We start from the raw sequence: 17,516 nt of genomic DNA, 5'->3' as shown, positions 1-17,516 counted from the left end.
AGGCAAAAACGTAACGAACTTTATATACTGGAGTTAAGCCTGACGAGTGAGCAGGCCGACTCGTCATACTAAACAAAAGCATTGGTTGCGGTTGACCCGCGCTGCGGGTAGCACAGTCATGCGGAGTATGATAACGAAAACAGGGGGCAAGGGATGTTGCTTAACAAGATGTGTGGTCGTTGTCTGTCGGCAATCAGTTTATGCCTGGCCGTAACATTCGCTCCACTGTTCAATGCGCAGGCCGATGAGCCTGAAATGATACCTGGCGATAGCGCCGTTGCCGCGACGGGTCAGGCTGGGTCGCAGAAGCAATCAGCCGCGACGGCGATTATGGCCGGGATTCAGCCGCTGCCGGAGGGCGTTTCAGCCGAGAAAGTTCGGGCTGATTTACAGTCGCAGCTTCCTTCCGGCTATACGCCGATCTATATGAGCCAACTGACATTGCTTTATGCCGCACGCGACATGAAGCCCATGTGGGATAATCGCGATGCGGTGAAAGCCTTCCAGCAACAGTTGGCAGAGGTGGCGATTGCCGGATTCCAGCCGCAGTTTACCGCCTGGGTGGCATTGTTGACCGATCCCGCCGTAAACGGTATGGCGCGCGATGTTGTGTTGTCAGACGCCATGATGGGCTATCTCCATTTCATTGCGAATATCCCCGTCAAAGGCCAGCGCTGGTTATATAGCAACAAACCTTACGCATTGGCGACGCCGCCAGTCTCGGTGATTAACCAGTGGCAAATCGCGCTGGAAGAGGGGCAGTTGCCGATGTATATCGCCAGCCTGGCGCCGCAGCATCCACAGTATGCGCCCATGCATGACGCGCTACTGAAGCTGGTGGCGGACTCTCGCCCGTGGCCGCAGTTGGCCAATACCGCGACGCTGCGCCCGGGGCAATGGAGTAACGATGTGCCTGCGCTGCGCGAAATATTACAGCGTACGGGGATGCTGGATGGCGGTCCAAAGATAGCCTTACCCGGCGATAACACTGCTGATAGTGCCGTCGTCAGCCCCTCCGCCGCGGTAGTCGAAACATCGGTGGCGCAGCCGGTCGACGAACCAACGGCCCGCCGTAGTAAGTCGGCTCCGGCGGCACGCGCCTACGATCGTGAACTGGTCGAGGCGGTAAAGCGTTTTCAGGCATGGCAAGGGCTGGGGGCGGATGGCGTTATTGGCCCGGCGACGCGTAACTGGCTTAATATGACCCCCGCGCAACGCGCAGGCGTACTGGCACTGAATATCCAACGTTTACGCCTGCTGCCGGCGGAACTCTCTACCGGTATTATGGTGAACATTCCCGCTTATTCGCTGGTCTACTATCAGAATGGCAACCAGGTGCTGGCTTCGAGGGTGATCGTCGGGCGCCCCGATCGTAAAACGCCGATGATGAGCAGCGCGCTGAATAATGTGGTGGTGAACCCGCCGTGGAACGTTCCGCCCACGCTTGCGCGTAAAGACATTTTACCGAAGGTGTGGAATGACCCAGGCTATCTGGAGCGCCATGGCTACACCGTGATGCGTGGCTGGAACAGCAAAGAAGCGATCGATCCGTGGCAGGTTGACTGGGCCACCATTACGCCATCGAATCTTCCGTTCCGTTTCCAGCAGGCGCCAGGCGCACACAATTCGCTGGGGCGTTATAAATTTAATATGCCGAGCTCAGATGCGATCTATCTGCACGATACGCCTAACCATAATCTCTTTCAGCGTGACGCCAGGGCGTTAAGTTCCGGCTGCGTGCGGGTCAATAAGGCCTCTGAACTGGCGAATATGCTCTTGCAGGATGCGGGCTGGAACGATGCGCGGATCTCTGGCGCCCTGAAGCAAGGCGACACGCGGTATGTCAATATCCGGCAGAACATTCCAGTAAATCTTTACTATCTGACCGCGTTTGTCGGCGCAGATGGACGTATGCAATATCGTACAGATATTTACAATTACGATCTCACAGCGCGATCCAGCGCACAAATTGTGCCAAAGGTTGAACAATTAATCAGGTAAATGAAGAAGTTCTGGTAAATATGTTGTCCTAATGTTTGGCTTCAACGGGGCGTTTCGCTGTAGACCCCCGTTGTGGCTGGGGGAGGGCCATCTTGACGCGGGCTTTATCGGCAGTTAAGGTGCCTTTCGTGCGCCAGAAGTGCATATACAACAACCTTTAAGTCGACCGGGCCGTTCAGAAGTCTGTGCCAGCCGGTATCATGTCTGCTTAAAGGTAGAAGTGTATTAACGATAACATTGACCTGTAGACCTGATTATCATGGACAAATTTGACGCTAATCGCCGCAAGCTGCTGGCGCTTGGTGGTGTCGCTCTCGGCGCCGCCATCCTGCCCGTGCCAGCGTTTGCCACACTCTCGACCCCACGCCCACGCATTTTGACGTTAAACAATCTCCATACCGGAGAGTCAATCAAGGCGGAGTTTTTCGATGGAAGAGCCTACATTCAGGATGAATTAGCAAAGTTAAACCATTTTTTCCGTGACTATCGCGCGAATAAAGTCCGATCAATCGATCCCCGCCTGTTTGACCAACTTTACCGACTTCAGGGGCTGTTAGGGACGCGTAAACCTGTGCAGCTCATCTCAGGCTACCGTTCTCTTGATACCAATAATGAATTACGCGCCCGTAGCAGCGGCGTAGCGAAAAAAAGCTACCATACAAAAGGGCAGGCGATGGATTTTCATATTGAGGGCGTGGCGCTGAACAATATTCGCAAAGCGGCGTTATCTATGCGCGCAGGTGGTGTAGGATATTACCCACGTAGTAACTTTGTGCATATTGATACCGGGCCGGCGCGGCACTGGTAATCAGCGAGGCTTAATCAAAGGAGCAGTATGAACTATCGTATTATTCCGGTCACCGCGTTCTCCCAGAACTGTTCATTAATCTGGTGCGAACAAACCCGGCTGGCGGCGCTGGTCGATCCGGGCGGCGACGTGGAAAAAATTAAACAGGAAGTGGACGCCAGCGGCGTGACGTTGATGCAAATTTTACTCACGCATGGGCATCTCGATCATGTCGGCGCGGCGAGTGAACTGGCGCAGCATTACGGCGTTCCTGTTATCGGTCCGGAAAAAGAAGATGAGTTCTGGCTGCAAGGACTGCCGGCGCAAAGCCGCATGTTTGGTCTGGATGAGTGTCAGCCGCTGACGCCTGATCGCTGGCTGAACGATGGCGATCGCGTCAGCGTAGGGAATGTGACGTTACAGGTGTTACATTGTCCGGGACACACGCCGGGACACGTGGTTTTCTTTGATGAACAGTCGCAACTGCTGATCTCCGGCGATGTGATTTTCAAAGGTGGCGTTGGGCGCAGCGATTTTCCTCGCGGCGATCACACCCAGTTGATTGACGCCATTAAGCGAAAATTATTGCCGCTTGGCGATGATGTGACCTTTATTCCTGGCCACGGCCCGCTCTCTACGCTCGGGTACGAGCGTCTGCATAATCCCTTCCTGCAAGATGAGATGCCGGTCTGGTAAGCAGAATGAAAAAGCCTGCAATGTGCAGGCTTTTTTATCGGTCACGCCAGTCGGCAGCTTTTTACAGTACCGCGACAATGGCTTCGCACAGCGGTGCCATATTATCCGGGGTCATGCCCGCCACGTTCACGCGACCAGAAGCCACGGCATAAACGCCAAACTCTTCACGCAGACGCAGCACCTGATCTTTGGTCAGACCGCTGAATGAGAACATCCCGTTCTGCTTGATAATAAAGCTGAAGTCACGGTTCGCGCCTTTTTCCTGCAAGGTATTCACGAACAGTTGACGCATACGCTGAATACGCTGGCGCATGTCCGTCAGTTCCTGTTCCCAGATAGCGCGCAGGGCGTCATTACTCAGGATAGTCGCGACGATGGACGCGCCGTGCGCTGGCGGGTTGGAATAGTTAGCGCGAATGGCGGATTTCATCTGGCTAAAAGCGCGATCCACGGTTTCCGCATCGGCGGCAACGAGGGTGCAGGCGCCGACGCGTTCATTATATAAGCCGAAGTTTTTGGAGTAGGAGCTGGCGACAATGAGCTCTTTATGCAGCGCGGCAAAGGCGCGCAGACCTTCCGCATCTTCTTCCAGGCCGCGGGCAAAGCCCTGGTAAGCGAAATCGAATAGCGGCAGCCACCCTTTTTCAACGGAAAGCTCAGCCAGAACCTGCCACTGTTCCAGAGTAGGGTCAATGCCGGTTGGGTTATGACAGCAACCGTGGAACAGAACCACATCGCCGGCCTGTGCTTCGCTCAGGCTGGCTTGTAGCGCTTCAAAATCCAGCGTGTGATTTTCCGCATCGTAGTAAGCGTACTCCCGAACTTCCAGGCCGGCAGCGTTAAATACGCTTTTGTGGTTCGGCCAGCTGGGGTTGCTCACCCACACCCGTTTTACCGGAGTATTTTTTGCCAAAAAGTCGGCGGCAATGCGTAACGCGCCGGTACCGCCCGGCGTTTGCGCCGTGCGTGCGCGCTTATCGTTAATCAGCGCGCTGCCTTTGCCGAACAGCAGTTCCTGAGTGCAGCGAGCAAATTCCGGAATCCCGTCAATGCCGAGATAGTTTTTCGTCGTTTCATTTTCCAGTAAATACTGCTCGGCTTTTTTAACGCTGGTGAGCACCGGTGTTTTGCCGGTTTCATCTTTATATACGCCAATGCCAAGGTTAATTTTCCCTGGACGGTCATCGGCGCGAAACAGATCGGCCAGGCCCAAAATTGGGTCGGCAGGAGCGGCGGTTATGTTCTCAAACATGACGAGGTTCCATTATAGTTACAGAAGGGAAATCCGCTATCAGGTTAACGGCAGATTTACAAAATGCCAACCGTTAGCGCTAAAAAGCCCGCCTGTTTTTGAAAGACGCACATTTTCTCTAAGAGAGATAAAAAAACAGGACCGAAGTCCTGTTTTTGAGGCATAAAACAAAGGGGTCTGCTGATCAGAACTGGTAAGTAATACCGACAGCCGCCTGATCGTCGGTGCCAACGTAGCTGGAGCTATAGTCGTTTTCGTCCAGCAGGTTGAAACGGTAGTCAACCCATACGTTCATATTTTTGTTGAAGTAGTAAGTTGCGCCCGCCTGAATATATTTCGCCAGATCGGCCGAGCCGTCGGCGCCGTTCAACTGCTTACCTTTACTCTGCACATACGAGATTGCCGGACGCAGGCCGAAGTCAAACTGATACTGAGCGACCACTTCCAGGTTCTGCGTTTTGTTTGCCATTTCCACGGTATCGGTAACCGTATTTTCAACAATGCTCATATTGCGGGTTTCAGCATATACGGCAGCCAGGTAGACGTTGTTTGCATCATATTTCGCGCCAACGGCCCACGATTCTGCGCGATCGCCATTACCATCGCGATCCTGCTGATCGTTAGTACGCTTGCTGTTGCTGTACGCTGCGGTGACGCCAAAGCCGTCGAACTCATATGCCATGGTGTAACCTACGCCATCGCCATTCTGAGAGTTAATGCTGTGGTTGTCCTGATTTTTACCCTGATACTGGATACCGAAAGAGAGACCGTCCACCAGACCAAAGAAGTCAGAGTTACGGTAGGTCAACAAACCGCCAGCACGGCTGGTCATGTAGTTATCAGTATAGGCGCCGCCCCAGGTTTCGCCGGAGAAGTAGGGGGCCATATCGGTATAGGATTCAACATCGTAAACGATACCGTAGTTACGACCATAATCGATTGAACCCACTTCCGCGTATTTCAAACCCGCGAAAGCCAGACGGACCAGATTCGAGTTCTGCTGTTCGCCTTCAGCGCGGTCTGCTTTAGTACGGTATTCCCACTGACCGAAACCGGTCAGATCGGTGTTAATCTGCGTTTCCCCTTTAAAACCAATCTGGGCATAAGTCTGGTCGGCATTTTTGCTATCGCCGGTCGTTGTCCATACGTGACGACCCACGGCTTTACCGTACAGATCCAGCTTATTACCATCTTTATTATAAATTTCTGCTGCGTTTGCGGTTGCAGCAGCCAGCAGGGCAGGGATCACCGCTGCCAGGATTTTGCGCTTCATCATTATTTATTACCCTCATTGGTTTTTTTATATGACACCTGCCACTGCCGTCAATAAATTCCGTCAATAAAAATTTACAGAAATATTGATGAGAGTTTGGTGTCTTTATGTGTCTGACAGGCATCTTTCCATTCAAACTAACGTTTCGCTACCGTGAAAGTGCTACAAATATAAAAATTTAGTTTCAAAAAGAAAAAATATGTAAACAAATGTTATTTTTGCGGAACTTTGTGAACAACGTCAAACTTCCCCTGAGTTCTCGCTTTGATTTGATCATTTTTATTTTATCGCTATGATTTTATTGCATTTATTGGTTTGCGACACCGTTGTGCCTGAAAAAGCAGCAGACGAGCTATTTCATAAAAATAGCCATTTAGAAGTCTTGATGTCTGAAATTGTGGTGAAAAATTGTGCTATTAGAACAGAAAAATCTAATCCGCAATAAAATTAAGGATTAATTTTTATGTGTAAATATTTTCGTGAAATATACCGTAACAAGATGTGGTAATTCAGAGGGTTGTAATTAAATTTATTTACTTATTGATAATAAAGCTGACATTCAGGCGAAAAAAAGGCCAGCATAGCTGGCCTTGAGTGTGACGTAAAAATCAGAAGCTGGCGTTGCGTGGGGTCCGTGGGAACGGAATAACATCGCGCACGTTTTGCACACCAGTGACGTAAGCAATAAGGCGTTCAAAGCCCAGGCCAAAGCCGGAATGCGGTACAGTACCGTAGCGACGCAAGTCGCGATACCACCAGTAATCCTCTTTATTCAGCCCCATTTCGGCCATACGGGCATCCAGCACATCCAGACGCTCTTCACGCTGAGAACCACCGATGATTTCGCCGATTCCCGGCGCCAGCACATCCATGGCCGCCACGGTTTTGCCATCTTCGTTAAGGCGCATGTAAAACGCTTTAATTTCTTTCGGATAGTTTTTCACCACTACCGGCGCTTTGAAATGCTCTTCCGCCAGATAGCGTTCGTGTTCGGAAGAGAGGTCGACGCCCCAGAACACCGGGTTTTCAAATGTCTTACCACAGCGTTCGAGAATGGCGACCGCATCGGTGTAATCCACCTGAGCGAAGTCGGTGGAGACAAAACGCTCCAGACGAGCGATAGCGTCTTTATCCACGCGTTCGGCAAAGAACTTCATGTCATCCGCACGCTCTTCCAGAACCGCGTTGAAGACATATTTCAGCATGGCTTCCGCCAGACGGGCGTTGTCTTCCAGATCGGCGAACGCCACTTCCGGCTCCAGCATCCAGAACTCCGCCAGGTGACGGCTGGTGTTGGAATTTTCCGCGCGGAAGGTCGGCCCAAAAGTATAGATTTTGGACAGCGCACAGGCATACGTTTCACCGTTGAGCTGGCCGGAGACGGTCAGGAATGACTCTTTGCCAAAAAAGTCTTTGTCAAAATCTACTCTGCCCTGGTCGTTACGCGGCAGGTTTTCCAGATCCAACGTTGAGACGCGGAACATTTCGCCAGCGCCTTCAGTATCGGAAGCGGTAATCAGTGGGGTAGAGACCCAAAAGAAACCCTGCTCATCGAAGAAGCGATGCAGCGCCTGCGCCAGAGTATGGCGGACGCGCGCTACCGCGCCAATCAGGTTGGTGCGCGGGCGCAGATGCGCGACCTCACGCAGATACTCAATGCTATGGCGTTTTGCCGCCATCGGGTAGGTATCCGGATCTTCCACCCAGCCTGCGACCTCTACTTTCGTGGCCTGGATTTCGAAACTTTGCCCCTGTCCCGGCGACGCGGCAACCTTACCTGTTACTACCACGGAGCAGCCTGTCGTCAGGTGTAATACTTCTTCATTATAATTGGGCAGAGAATTATTAATGACAGCCTGTACAGGATCAAAGCAGGAGCCGTCATAAACGGCGAGGAAGGAGATGCCAGCTTTTGAATCTCGGCGGGTACGCACCCATCCGCGCACGGTGACTTCTTGGTCAACGGCTACGCGGCCCTGGAGTACGTCGGCTACAGGCACAACGCTCATAATATTCTCTCTGTTAATAGTCGGAAAAAATAAACACTTGTCCACCCGAAATGGGGGTATTCCTATGTTACCTGGCATCTGCAATCAGACAAGCAGAAATCGCAGCTGAAGTGAAAGATTTCGGAAATAAACCTGAAAAAGGAGCCCTGGCAGGCTCCCTGGGAAGAATTAACTGGCTTTGCGGATCTGCGGGAGATCAAAGGCTTTACGCAGCGCGCGCACAAACGCTTTATCATGACAGATCGTTTTACCGGGGCTATCGGAAAGTTTAGCCACTGGCTTTCCGTTACATTCCACGAGCTTAATCACGATATTGAGCGGTTTTATCTGAGGGATATCGCAGGTCAGGCGGGTACCGATGCCGAAGCTTAACTGCACGCGAGAGGCGAAATGGCGATAGAGCTCGACCGCCTTTTGCAGATCAAGGTTATCTGAAAAGACCAGCGTTTTTGTCAGCGGATCAATCCCCAGCTTTTCATAATGGGCAATCGCCTTTTCGCCCCATTCGACAGGGTCTCCTGAGTCGTGGCGTAACCCCTGATAACGGCTGGCGAATTCAATGCCGAAATCGCGTAAAAACGCATCCATTGTAATGCAATCTGTCAATGCGATACCAAGCTGGTCCGGATATTCGTTAAGCCAGGCGGCCAACGCGGCACGCTGGCTGGTCGCCAGGTCCGGACTGATTTGTTGATGCGCCTGGAACCATTCGTGCGCCTGAGTGCCCATCGGCGTCAGCGCCAGGCGACGCGCGAGATCATAGTTGCTGGTGCCGACGAACCATGACTCCTGCTGGAGACGTTTAACTATCGCCTGCTGCACTTCACGAGAAAAACGGCGGCGAGTGCCGAAGTCCATCAGGTGGAAGCGGGACATATCGAGATCGGCGGTTAACGTAGTGAAATCAACCAGCTTACTTTCCAGCGCGTCGAGCGCCTGATCAACACCCGCGTTTGGCGAGCGGTAGTGATGAACCAGCTCACTGATCACGGCCAGCAGCGGCACTTCCCACATAATGACTTCACGCCACGGGCCGGTTAAGCGAATATTCAGCTTGCCGTGATCGTTGGTGACACAGACTTGAGCTGGGTTATAGCGAAACTCACGTAACCAGTTCAGATAATCCGGTTTAAAAAAGGGCAGGCCGGAGAGCCACTGGAACTCGTCCTCCTGGAGGCGCAGGTGCTGCATCGCGTCCACCTGCTCGCGAATAGCATCGGCATAAATACCCAGCAGGTCGTCGCCACGGCAACGAAACTCAGCCGCTACCTGCACATCATAGTAGTGGTGAAAAACGGCTTGCTGCATATGCAACTTATAAGCATCTGTATCCAGCAACGAGTGCAGAACAGGAGAAGCGAATTGTGTCATAGGTGCGCTGTAGCGTCCTCTCACGGGAGCGTTTAGTACAATAAACAACTAAGAAAACCGCTGGAGTATACCTTGTTTAGCGATTTATTGAACCCCGATCACACCATAAGCTGTCTTTAGGGTCGAGCGCATTTCGTGCCCCATGTTATAAAAATGTAGCAAATAGGCCGTTTGTGCCTGAAAAGATGAACATTCTGCGTAGCGCGATTTGCGCAACAGGAATAGACTGGAGTCGACACTCTACACAAAGATGCGAAAGGTTTTTTATGACACAACAGCCACAAGCCAAATACCGCCATGACTATCGCGCGCCGGATTACCAGATTACTGATATTGACTTGACCTTTGACCTCGATGCCGAAAAAACCGTGGTCACCGCAATAAGCCAGGCTGTTCGTCATGGCGCGCCTGATGCGCCTCTTCGCCTTGATGGGGAAGATTTAACGCTGGTATCTATCCACGTCAACGATGCGCCGTGGACAGCATATAAGGAAGAAGAGGGCGCGCTTATCATCAGCGACCTGCCAGAGCGTTTTACGTTACGCATAGTCAACGAGGTAAGTCCGGCGGCGAATACGGCGCTGGAAGGATTGTACCAGTCCGGCGATGCGCTCTGTACCCAGTGTGAAGCGGAGGGCTTCCGCCATATTACCTGGTATCTTGACCGCCCCGACGTACTGGCGCGATTTACCACCAAAATTATTGCCGATAAAAGCAAATATCCGTTCCTGCTTTCCAATGGCAACCGTGTTGCGCAGGGTGAACTGGAGAATGGCCGTCACTGGGTTCAGTGGCAAGATCCGTTCCCGAAACCGTGTTATCTGTTTGCGCTGGTGGCCGGTGATTTTGACGTGCTGCGCGATACCTTTACCACCCGCTCCGGGCGTGACGTCGCGTTAGAACTGTACGTTGACCGTGGCAATCTGGATCGCGCGCCGTGGGCAATGACCTCGCTGAAAAATTCCATGAAATGGGATGAAACGCGTTTTGGGCTCGAATATGACCTCGACATCTATATGATTGTCGCGGTGGATTTCTTTAATATGGGCGCGATGGAGAATAAAGGTCTTAATATCTTTAACTCCAAATACGTGCTGGCGCGAACCGATACCGCGACGGATAAAGATTATCTCGATATTGAGCGCGTGATAGGTCATGAGTATTTCCACAACTGGACCGGCAACCGCGTCACCTGCCGCGACTGGTTCCAGTTGAGCCTGAAAGAGGGGCTAACCGTGTTCCGCGATCAGGAGTTTAGCTCTGATTTGGGGTCACGCGCGGTGAACCGCATCAGTAACGTGCGAACCATGCGCGGTTTACAATTCGCGGAAGACGCCAGCCCGATGGCGCATCCTATCCGCCCGGATAAAGTAATCGAAATGAATAACTTCTACACCCTCACCGTTTATGAAAAGGGTGCGGAAGTCATTCGCATGATCCACACGTTGCTGGGTGAGGAAAATTTCCAGAAGGGGATGCAGCTTTATTTTGAGCGCCATGATGGCAGCGCCGCGACGTGTGATGACTTCGTACAGGCGATGGAAGATGCTTCTAATGTCGATTTGTCCCATTTCCGCCGCTGGTACAGTCAGTCCGGCACGCCGATTGTAACGGTAAAAGATGATTATAATCCGGAAACCGAGCAGTACACGTTGACCATCAGCCAGCGTACTCCGGCGACGGCGGATCAGGCGGAGAAGCAGCCGCTGCATATTCCATTCGCCATCGAACTGTACGATAACGAAGGCAACGTCATTCCGTTGCAAAAAGGCGGTCATCCGGTCAATGCCGTGCTGAACGTCACGCAGGCGGAGCAGACATTTACCTTCGATAATGTCTACTTCCAGCCTGTTCCGGCCTTGCTGTGCGAGTTTTCAGCGCCGGTGAAACTGGAATATAAATGGAGCGATCAGCAGTTGACGTTCCTGATGCGCCATGCGCGCAATGATTTCTCCCGTTGGGATGCGGCGCAAAGCCTGCTGGCCACATACATTAAACTGAATGTGGCGCGTCATCAGCAGGGGCAACCGCTATCGCTTCCGGTGCATGTCGCTGATGCGTTCCGCGCAGTACTGTTGGATGAGAAAATCGATCCGGCGTTGGCCGCAGAAATTTTAACGCTGCCTTCGGCCAATGAAATTGCGGAGCTGTTTGAGGTCATTGACCCGATCGCCATTGCGCAAGTTCGTGAAGCGCTAACGCGTACGCTGGCGGCAGAACTGGCGGATGAGTTCCTGGCTATCTATAACGCCAATCATCTGGATGAGTATCGTGTTGATCACGGCGATATCGGTAAGCGCACGCTGCGCAATGCTTGCCTGCGCTTCCTGGCGTTCGGCGAGACGGAGCTGGCTAATACGCTGGTCAGCAAACAGTATCGCGACGCCAATAATATGACCGATGCGCTGGCGGCCCTGTCTGCTGCGGTGGCGGCGCAGTTGCCGTGCCGCGATACGCTGATGCAGGAGTATGACGATAAGTGGCATCAGGACGGCCTGGTAATGGATAAATGGTTTATCCTGCAATCCACAAGCCCGGCGGAAAATGTACTGGAAACCGTACGCGGCCTGCTCAAACACCGTTCTTTCAGTATGAGCAACCCGAACCGCATCCGTTCATTAATTGGCGCGTTTGCTGGCAGCAACCCGGCGGCGTTCCATGCGCAAGACGGTAGCGGATACCAGTTCCTGGTCGAGATGCTGACCGATCTGAATAGCCGTAACCCGCAGGTAGCATCTCGCCTCATTGAACCGCTGATTCGTCTGAAACGTTATGATGATAAGCGTCAGGAGAAAATGCGCGCGGCGCTGGAGCAGCTAAAAGGACTGGAGAATCTTTCCGGCGATCTGTACGAGAAGATAACTAAAGCGTTGGCCTGACAGTATCCGCTATAAAGAGGTAAGACATGCCCGGTAAGCGTTAGCGCTGCCGGGTATTTTTTTGCCGGACGATGACGCTCGCTGGCGAAACGTGAAGTGAGAATGAAGGAAAACGATTGCTATTTATTGCCGTAGGTCAATTCCCTTTTGCTTTGTTATCGCCCATAATACGCCCCCGGTTTGCACACCGGGAATCCAGGAGAGTTCATGTACTATCCCTTCGTTCGTAAAGCCCTTTTCCAGCTCGATCCAGAGCGCGCTCATGAATTTACATTTCAACAATTACGCCGCATTACAGGTACGCCGCTGGAAGCGCTGGTGCGCCAGAAAGTACCGACAAAACCGGTTACCTGCATGGGACTTACCTTTAAAAATCCACTGGGGCTGGCTGCCGGTCTGGATAAAGACGGGGAGTGCATCGACGCGTTAGGCGCGATGGGGTTTGGCTCCCTGGAAATCGGCACCGTGACGCCGCGCCCACAGCCGGGTAACGATAAGCCGCGTCTTTTTCGTCTGGTGGATGCTGAAGGTCTGATCAATCGGATGGGCTTTAATAATCTGGGCGTCGATAACCTGGTCGAGAATGTTAAAAAAGCCCATTTTGATGGCATTCTGGGAATTAACATCGGTAAAAATAAAGATACGCCTGTCGAAAATGGCAAAGATGACTACCTGATTTGTATGGAAAAAGTCTATGCTTATGCGGGTTATATCGCCATTAATATTTCTTCGCCGAATACGCCAGGGCTACGTACGCTCCAGTATGGCGATGCGCTGGACGATCTGTTAACTGCCATTAAAAATAAGCAAAACGATCTTCAGGCGATCCACCATAAATATGTGCCGGTGGCAGTAAAGATCGCGCCGGATCTTTGTGAAGAAGAATTGATCCAGGTTGCCGATAGCCTGCTTCGTCATAATATTGATGGGGTGATTGCGACAAATACCACCCTCGATCGTTCTCTGGTACAAGGAATGAAAAATTGCCAGCAAACGGGGGGATTAAGTGGCCGGCCATTACAATTAAAAAGCACAGAAATTATTCGCCGTTTATCCCTGGAGTTAAAAGGACAATTGCCTATTATCGGCGTCGGCGGCATTGACTCAGTTATCGCCGCGCGCGAGAAGATAGCGGCAGGAGCTACGCTGGTACAAATTTATTCCGGCTTTATTTTTAAAGGCCCGCCATTGATTAAAGAAATCGTAACGCACATCTAAACTTTACCCTTTATCAGACAACCAGGGCTTTATTTCCGGCGCTGGTTGTTTTATATTTCTCCACTGTTGCTTATTTAGACATTTTAGGCTTTTATTATTGGGGTAATAAACGAAGCGGCGAAAGGACAATGCTGTTACGAGTTGCTTAAAAGCGGGAGAGAGGTAATGCGAATTAAACCTGACGATAACTGGCGCTGGTATTATGATGAAGAGCACGATCGTATGATGCTCGATCTCGCCAATGGTATGCTTTTTCGCTCGCGCTTCTCTCGTAAAATGCTTACGCCGGACGCGTTTTGCCCGACCGGTTTTTGTGTGGATGATGCCGCGCTCTATTTTTCCTTTGAAGAAAAATGCCGGGATTTCGAATTAACCAAAGAGCAACGCGCGGAGTTGGTGTTGAATGCGCTGGTGGCGATTCGCTATCTCAAACCGCAGATGCCAAAAAGCTGGCATTTTGTGGCGCATGGCGAAATGTGGGCCCCGGGAACGGGCGATGCCGCAAGCGTCTGGTTAAGCGATACGGCGGAACAAGTTAATTTGCTGGTCGTTGAGCCGGGAGAAAATGCCGCGTTGTGTCTGCTGGCACAGCCGGGCGTGGTGATAGCAGGCCGAACCATGCAGCTTGGCGATGCGATTAAAATTATGAACGACAGGCTGAAACCGCAGGTTCACTGTCACAGTTTCAGCCTTGAACAAGCGGTTTAATTTTCCAGTCGTAACGCGGTCTTAGGCACGCAGCTACAGCTCAGAATCGTACCATCGTCACCCATAGCCGATTTTTTCAGCGGACTTACTTCGCCTTCCAGCAAACGTATCCGGCAGCAACCACAGATACCAGCCCGGCAAGAATACGGAATACGAATCCCCTGATTCTCCAACTGTTCCAGTAGTACCTGTTGATTATTCCCGCAGAAGGTTTGCCCCTGCCAGTCGATGGTTACACTCGCGTCCGGGTGTTTATCTGGCGTAACGCTGTCGTCGACCGTTGTGGCGCCATAAGCTTTTGCCGGAGCTGTCGCCAGAATCTCCACTTCATCGCCGACGCGAACGACGCCGCTATTGCGGGCAATCAGATTCTGACCGAAATCCACATCGCCATTGTCCTGGGCGGTACGAAAAGCTTGCAGTGTCGCCAGCGGTTCTCCGGAAGGATGTTTTTGCCCCTTTTCAGGGCTGACGGTCGTAAAAATACAGCGGCTACAGGGCTTCACGACGTCAAAAATCACATTGCCAATGCGAAGCACTTTCCAGCTATCTTCCTCCCAGGCCGCTACGCCGGAAACCACTAAGTTTGGGCGAAATTGTTCCATTTGTACGCCTGCCGGACAACGCTGTTGCAGATCGCGCAGCGAGGCTTCGTTGGTCAATAAATACGGGTAGCCATCGGCAAATCCCAGCGGCACCGCGTTATGCCGTTTAACCCGGCGCGTCAATTGCGGCCCAACCCAGCGCAACTGGACATCGCGGGAGAAAAAGCCGCTCAACCATTGATTAATCGCCGTCGGGGCGACGCGAGCGGTAAAATGGTTTCCCCAGACCTCGGTCGGCGCATCCTGCGGGGTGAAATCCGTAAAGCGAACCAGCGCGCTACTGCCGTCTGGCGCGGTCAAATGGAGGCCGTCGTGTAAGGGGGAGGGGGTAAAACGTACCATTTGTGGAAACTGGCGGGCGGTGATAAATGTGCCGTCAGGCTCGGTTATCATGAAGATGCGATCAAAAGCCAGGCCGCTGATATCTGCCAGCGCATGAGTCAGACCAATGCCGCGCATGGATTTGACCGGATGAATAAAGAGCCGTGATAACGTCGCCACCGTACAGTCCCTCAAATGAAAATAAGCCTTCAACTTTATGACATGGGCGTGAGATTAGCTATAATGCGCAACAATTTTCTTAGCGTAAAAGTGACAATATGAATTCTCTGTTTGCCAGTACGGCCCGCGGGCTGGAAGAGCTGTTAAAAACTGAACTGGAAAAACTGGGCGCCGTAGGGTGTCAGGTTGTTCAGGGTGGGGTCCATTTTCAGGGCGACACGCGGCTTATTTACCAGAGCCTGATGTGGAGCCGCCTGGCCTCGCGTATTATCCTGCCGATGGGTGAGTGCAAGGTCTACAGCGATCTCGATCTTTACCTCGGCGTTCAGGCGATAAACTGGACAGAGATTTTTAATCCTGGCGCGACGTTTGCGGTGCATTTCAGCGGCCTGAACGACACCATCCGTAATAGTCAGTATGGCGCGATGAAAGTTAAAGACGCGATTGTCGATGCATTTACGCGGAAAAATCTTCCGCGTCCAAATGTGGACCGCGAATCGCCGGACCTCCGTATTAACGTCTGGCTGAATAAAGAAACTGCCAGCATTGCGCTGGATCTCAGTGGTGATGGCCTGCACCTGCGCGGTTATCGCGATCGCACCGGGCTGGCGCCAATTAAAGAGACGCTGGCGGCAGCGATTGTTATGCGTTCCGGCTGGCAACCCGGTACGCCGCTACTCGACCCTATGTGTGGTTCGGGGACACTGTTGATTGAGGCCGCGATGTGGGCGACCGATCGCGCGCCGGGCCTGCACCGTGGTCACTGGGGATTTAGCGGCTGGGCGCAGCATGACGAGGCTATCTGGCAGGAAGTGAAAGCCGAAGCGCAGACCCGGGCGCGTAAGGGGCTGGCGGAGTATTCCTCTCATTTCTATGGTTCCGACAGCGATGCGCGCGTCATTGAGCGGGCGCGCAGCAACGCCCGTCGCGCCGGTATCGGGGAGCTTATCACCTTTGAAGTGAAAGATGTGGCGCAACTGAGTAATCCATTGCCAAAAGGCCCGTATGGTACGGTGATCAGTAACCCGCCTTACGGCGAACGTCTGGACAGCGAACCGGCGCTGATTGCGTTGCACAGCCTGCTGGGCCGTACCATGAAAAATCAGTTTGGCGGCTGGAACCTGTCGCTGTTCAGCGCTTCGCCCGATTTGCTGGGCAGCCTGCAATTGCGTGCCGACAAACAGTTTAAAGCCAAGAATGGCCCGCTGGACTGCGTGCAGAAAAACTATCATATTGCGGAAACCACGGCGGACAGTAAGCCGGCGACGGTGGCGGAAGATTACGCTAATCGCCTGCGTAAAAATATTAAAAAGCTGGAGAAATGGGCGCGCCAGGAAGGGATTGAATGCTATCGCTTGTATGATGCCGACCTGCCGGAATATAACGTGGCGGTAGACCGTTACGGCGACTGGGCGGTGATTCAGGAATATGCGCCACCGAAAACGGTGGATGCGCAAAAAGCGCGGCAGCGTCTGTTCGATATTATTGCGGCAACCTTGTCAGTGCTCGGTATTCCGCCGAATAAACTGGTGTTAAAAACCCGCGAACGGCAAAAAGGAAAAAACCAGTATCAGAAAATGAGCGAGAAGGGCGAGTTCCTTGAGGTCAGCGAATATAATGCGCGCTTATGGGTAAATCTGACGGATTATCTCGACACCGGTCTGTTCCTCGATCACCGTATTGCCCGCAGGATGCTGGGAGAAATGAGCAAAGGCAAAGATTTCCTGAATCTCTTTTCTTATACCGGCAGCGCCAGCGTACATGCAGGTCTGGGCGGCGCGCGCAGCACCACAACGGTAGATATGTCCCGCACCTATCTGGAGTGGGCCGAACGTAATTTGCGTCTGAACGGACTGAGCGGCCGCGCGCATCGCCTGATTCAGGCCGACTGCCTGGGCTGGCTGCGCGAGGCGAATGAACAGTTCGATTTGATCTTTATCGATCCGCCGACGTTCTCTAACTCAAAACGTATGGAAGAGTCGTTTGATGTTCAGCGCGATCATGTCGCGTTAATGAAAGATTTAAAACGCCTGCTGCGTAAAGGCGGCACCATCATGTTCTCAAATAATAAGCGCGGATTCCGTATGGATCTGGAAGGGCTGGCGGAACTGGGGCTTACCGCACAAGAAATTACGCAAAAAACGCTCTCCCCGGATTTTGCCCGTAACCGTCAGATCCATAACTGCTGGCTGATCCGCGCCGCCTGAAAGGAAAAG

At 52.4% G+C, this 17,516-nt stretch carries 12 protein-coding genes; 7 read left to right on the top strand and 5 right to left on the bottom strand.

What is annotated here, in order from left to right:
- Positions 1–153: 153 nt before the first annotated feature.
- The 3 genes from ldtD (at position 154) to ACLD4K_RS10970 (ending at position 3,484) form a co-directional block, all read left to right on the top strand.
- A complete protein-coding gene (gene ldtD, locus ACLD4K_RS10980) occupies positions 154–2,001 on the top strand; it encodes a L,D-transpeptidase (RefSeq protein ID WP_411011859.1) in 1,848 nt (615 codons plus the stop codon).
- Positions 2,002–2,260: 259 nt separating this feature from the next.
- Positions 2,261–2,809, top strand: a complete 549-nt coding sequence (locus ACLD4K_RS10975; protein ID WP_411011858.1) for a DUF882 domain-containing protein — start codon at positions 2,261–2,263, stop codon at positions 2,807–2,809.
- Positions 2,810–2,836: 27 nt separating this feature from the next.
- Positions 2,837–3,484 (top strand): MBL fold metallo-hydrolase, encoded by a 648-nt coding sequence (locus ACLD4K_RS10970; RefSeq protein WP_411011857.1) that lies wholly within the window; start codon positions 2,837–2,839, stop codon positions 3,482–3,484.
- A gap of 61 nt (positions 3,485–3,545) precedes the next feature.
- Here ACLD4K_RS10970 and aspC read toward each other — a convergent pair whose 3' ends face one another.
- The 4 genes from aspC to pncB form a co-directional block, all read right to left on the bottom strand.
- Positions 3,546–4,736 carry an aspartate transaminase gene (gene aspC, locus ACLD4K_RS10965; RefSeq protein WP_000462653.1) on the bottom strand — a complete coding sequence of 397 codons (1,191 nt, stop codon included), beginning with the start codon at positions 4,734–4,736 and terminating at the stop codon, positions 3,546–3,548.
- A gap of 184 nt (positions 4,737–4,920) precedes the next feature.
- On the bottom strand, positions 4,921–6,012 hold the full coding sequence (gene ompF / locus ACLD4K_RS10960; RefSeq protein WP_000977709.1) for a porin OmpF: 1,092 nt from the start codon (positions 6,010–6,012) through the stop codon (positions 4,921–4,923).
- 605 nt (positions 6,013–6,617) lie between these two features.
- Positions 6,618–8,018 (bottom strand): asparagine--tRNA ligase, encoded by a 1,401-nt coding sequence (gene asnS, locus ACLD4K_RS10955; RefSeq protein WP_411011856.1) that lies wholly within the window; start codon positions 8,016–8,018, stop codon positions 6,618–6,620.
- 168 nt (positions 8,019–8,186) lie between these two features.
- Positions 8,187–9,389, bottom strand: coding sequence for a nicotinate phosphoribosyltransferase (gene pncB / locus ACLD4K_RS10950; RefSeq protein ID WP_411011855.1), 1,203 nt, complete (start codon positions 9,387–9,389; stop codon positions 8,187–8,189).
- Positions 9,390–9,655: 266 nt separating this feature from the next.
- Between pncB and pepN the strand changes: the two genes are divergently transcribed.
- From pepN to zapC, 3 genes are all read left to right on the top strand, one after another.
- Positions 9,656–12,268 carry an aminopeptidase N gene (pepN, locus tag ACLD4K_RS10945; RefSeq protein WP_064044316.1) on the top strand — a complete coding sequence of 871 codons (2,613 nt, stop codon included), beginning with the start codon at positions 9,656–9,658 and terminating at the stop codon, positions 12,266–12,268.
- Between the two features lie 207 nt (positions 12,269–12,475).
- Entirely contained in the window at positions 12,476–13,486 is a 1,011-nt protein-coding gene (gene pyrD, locus ACLD4K_RS10940; protein ID WP_064000557.1) for a quinone-dependent dihydroorotate dehydrogenase, read from the top strand.
- A 165-nt stretch (positions 13,487–13,651) separates the two neighbouring features.
- On the top strand, positions 13,652–14,194 hold the full coding sequence (gene zapC / locus ACLD4K_RS10935; RefSeq protein ID WP_042949561.1) for a cell division protein ZapC: 543 nt from the start codon (positions 13,652–13,654) through the stop codon (positions 14,192–14,194).
- Here the strand turns inward: zapC and ACLD4K_RS10930 are convergent.
- Positions 14,191–15,300 (bottom strand): YcbX family protein, encoded by a 1,110-nt coding sequence (locus ACLD4K_RS10930; protein WP_411011854.1) that lies wholly within the window; start codon positions 15,298–15,300, stop codon positions 14,191–14,193. The two genes, zapC and ACLD4K_RS10930, sit on opposite strands and share 4 nt — an antisense overlap.
- Positions 15,301–15,398: 98 nt before the next feature.
- Between ACLD4K_RS10930 and rlmKL the strand changes: the two genes are divergently transcribed.
- The gene (gene rlmKL / locus ACLD4K_RS10925) at positions 15,399–17,507 is read left to right on the top strand and encodes a bifunctional 23S rRNA (guanine(2069)-N(7))-methyltransferase RlmK/23S rRNA (guanine(2445)-N(2))-methyltransferase RlmL (protein WP_411011853.1); all 2,109 of its coding nucleotides are present in this window, start codon (positions 15,399–15,401) and stop codon (positions 17,505–17,507) included.
- The last annotated feature ends 9 nt before the right edge of the window (positions 17,508–17,516 follow it).

The organism is Salmonella sp. 741265055_HSA, from assembly GCF_046569525.1.
Lineage (GTDB): Bacteria > Pseudomonadota > Gammaproteobacteria > Enterobacterales > Enterobacteriaceae > Salmonella > Salmonella enterica.
The sequence above is the reverse complement of the archived record's forward strand: the minus strand, read 5'-3'. Positions and strand labels throughout refer to the sequence as shown.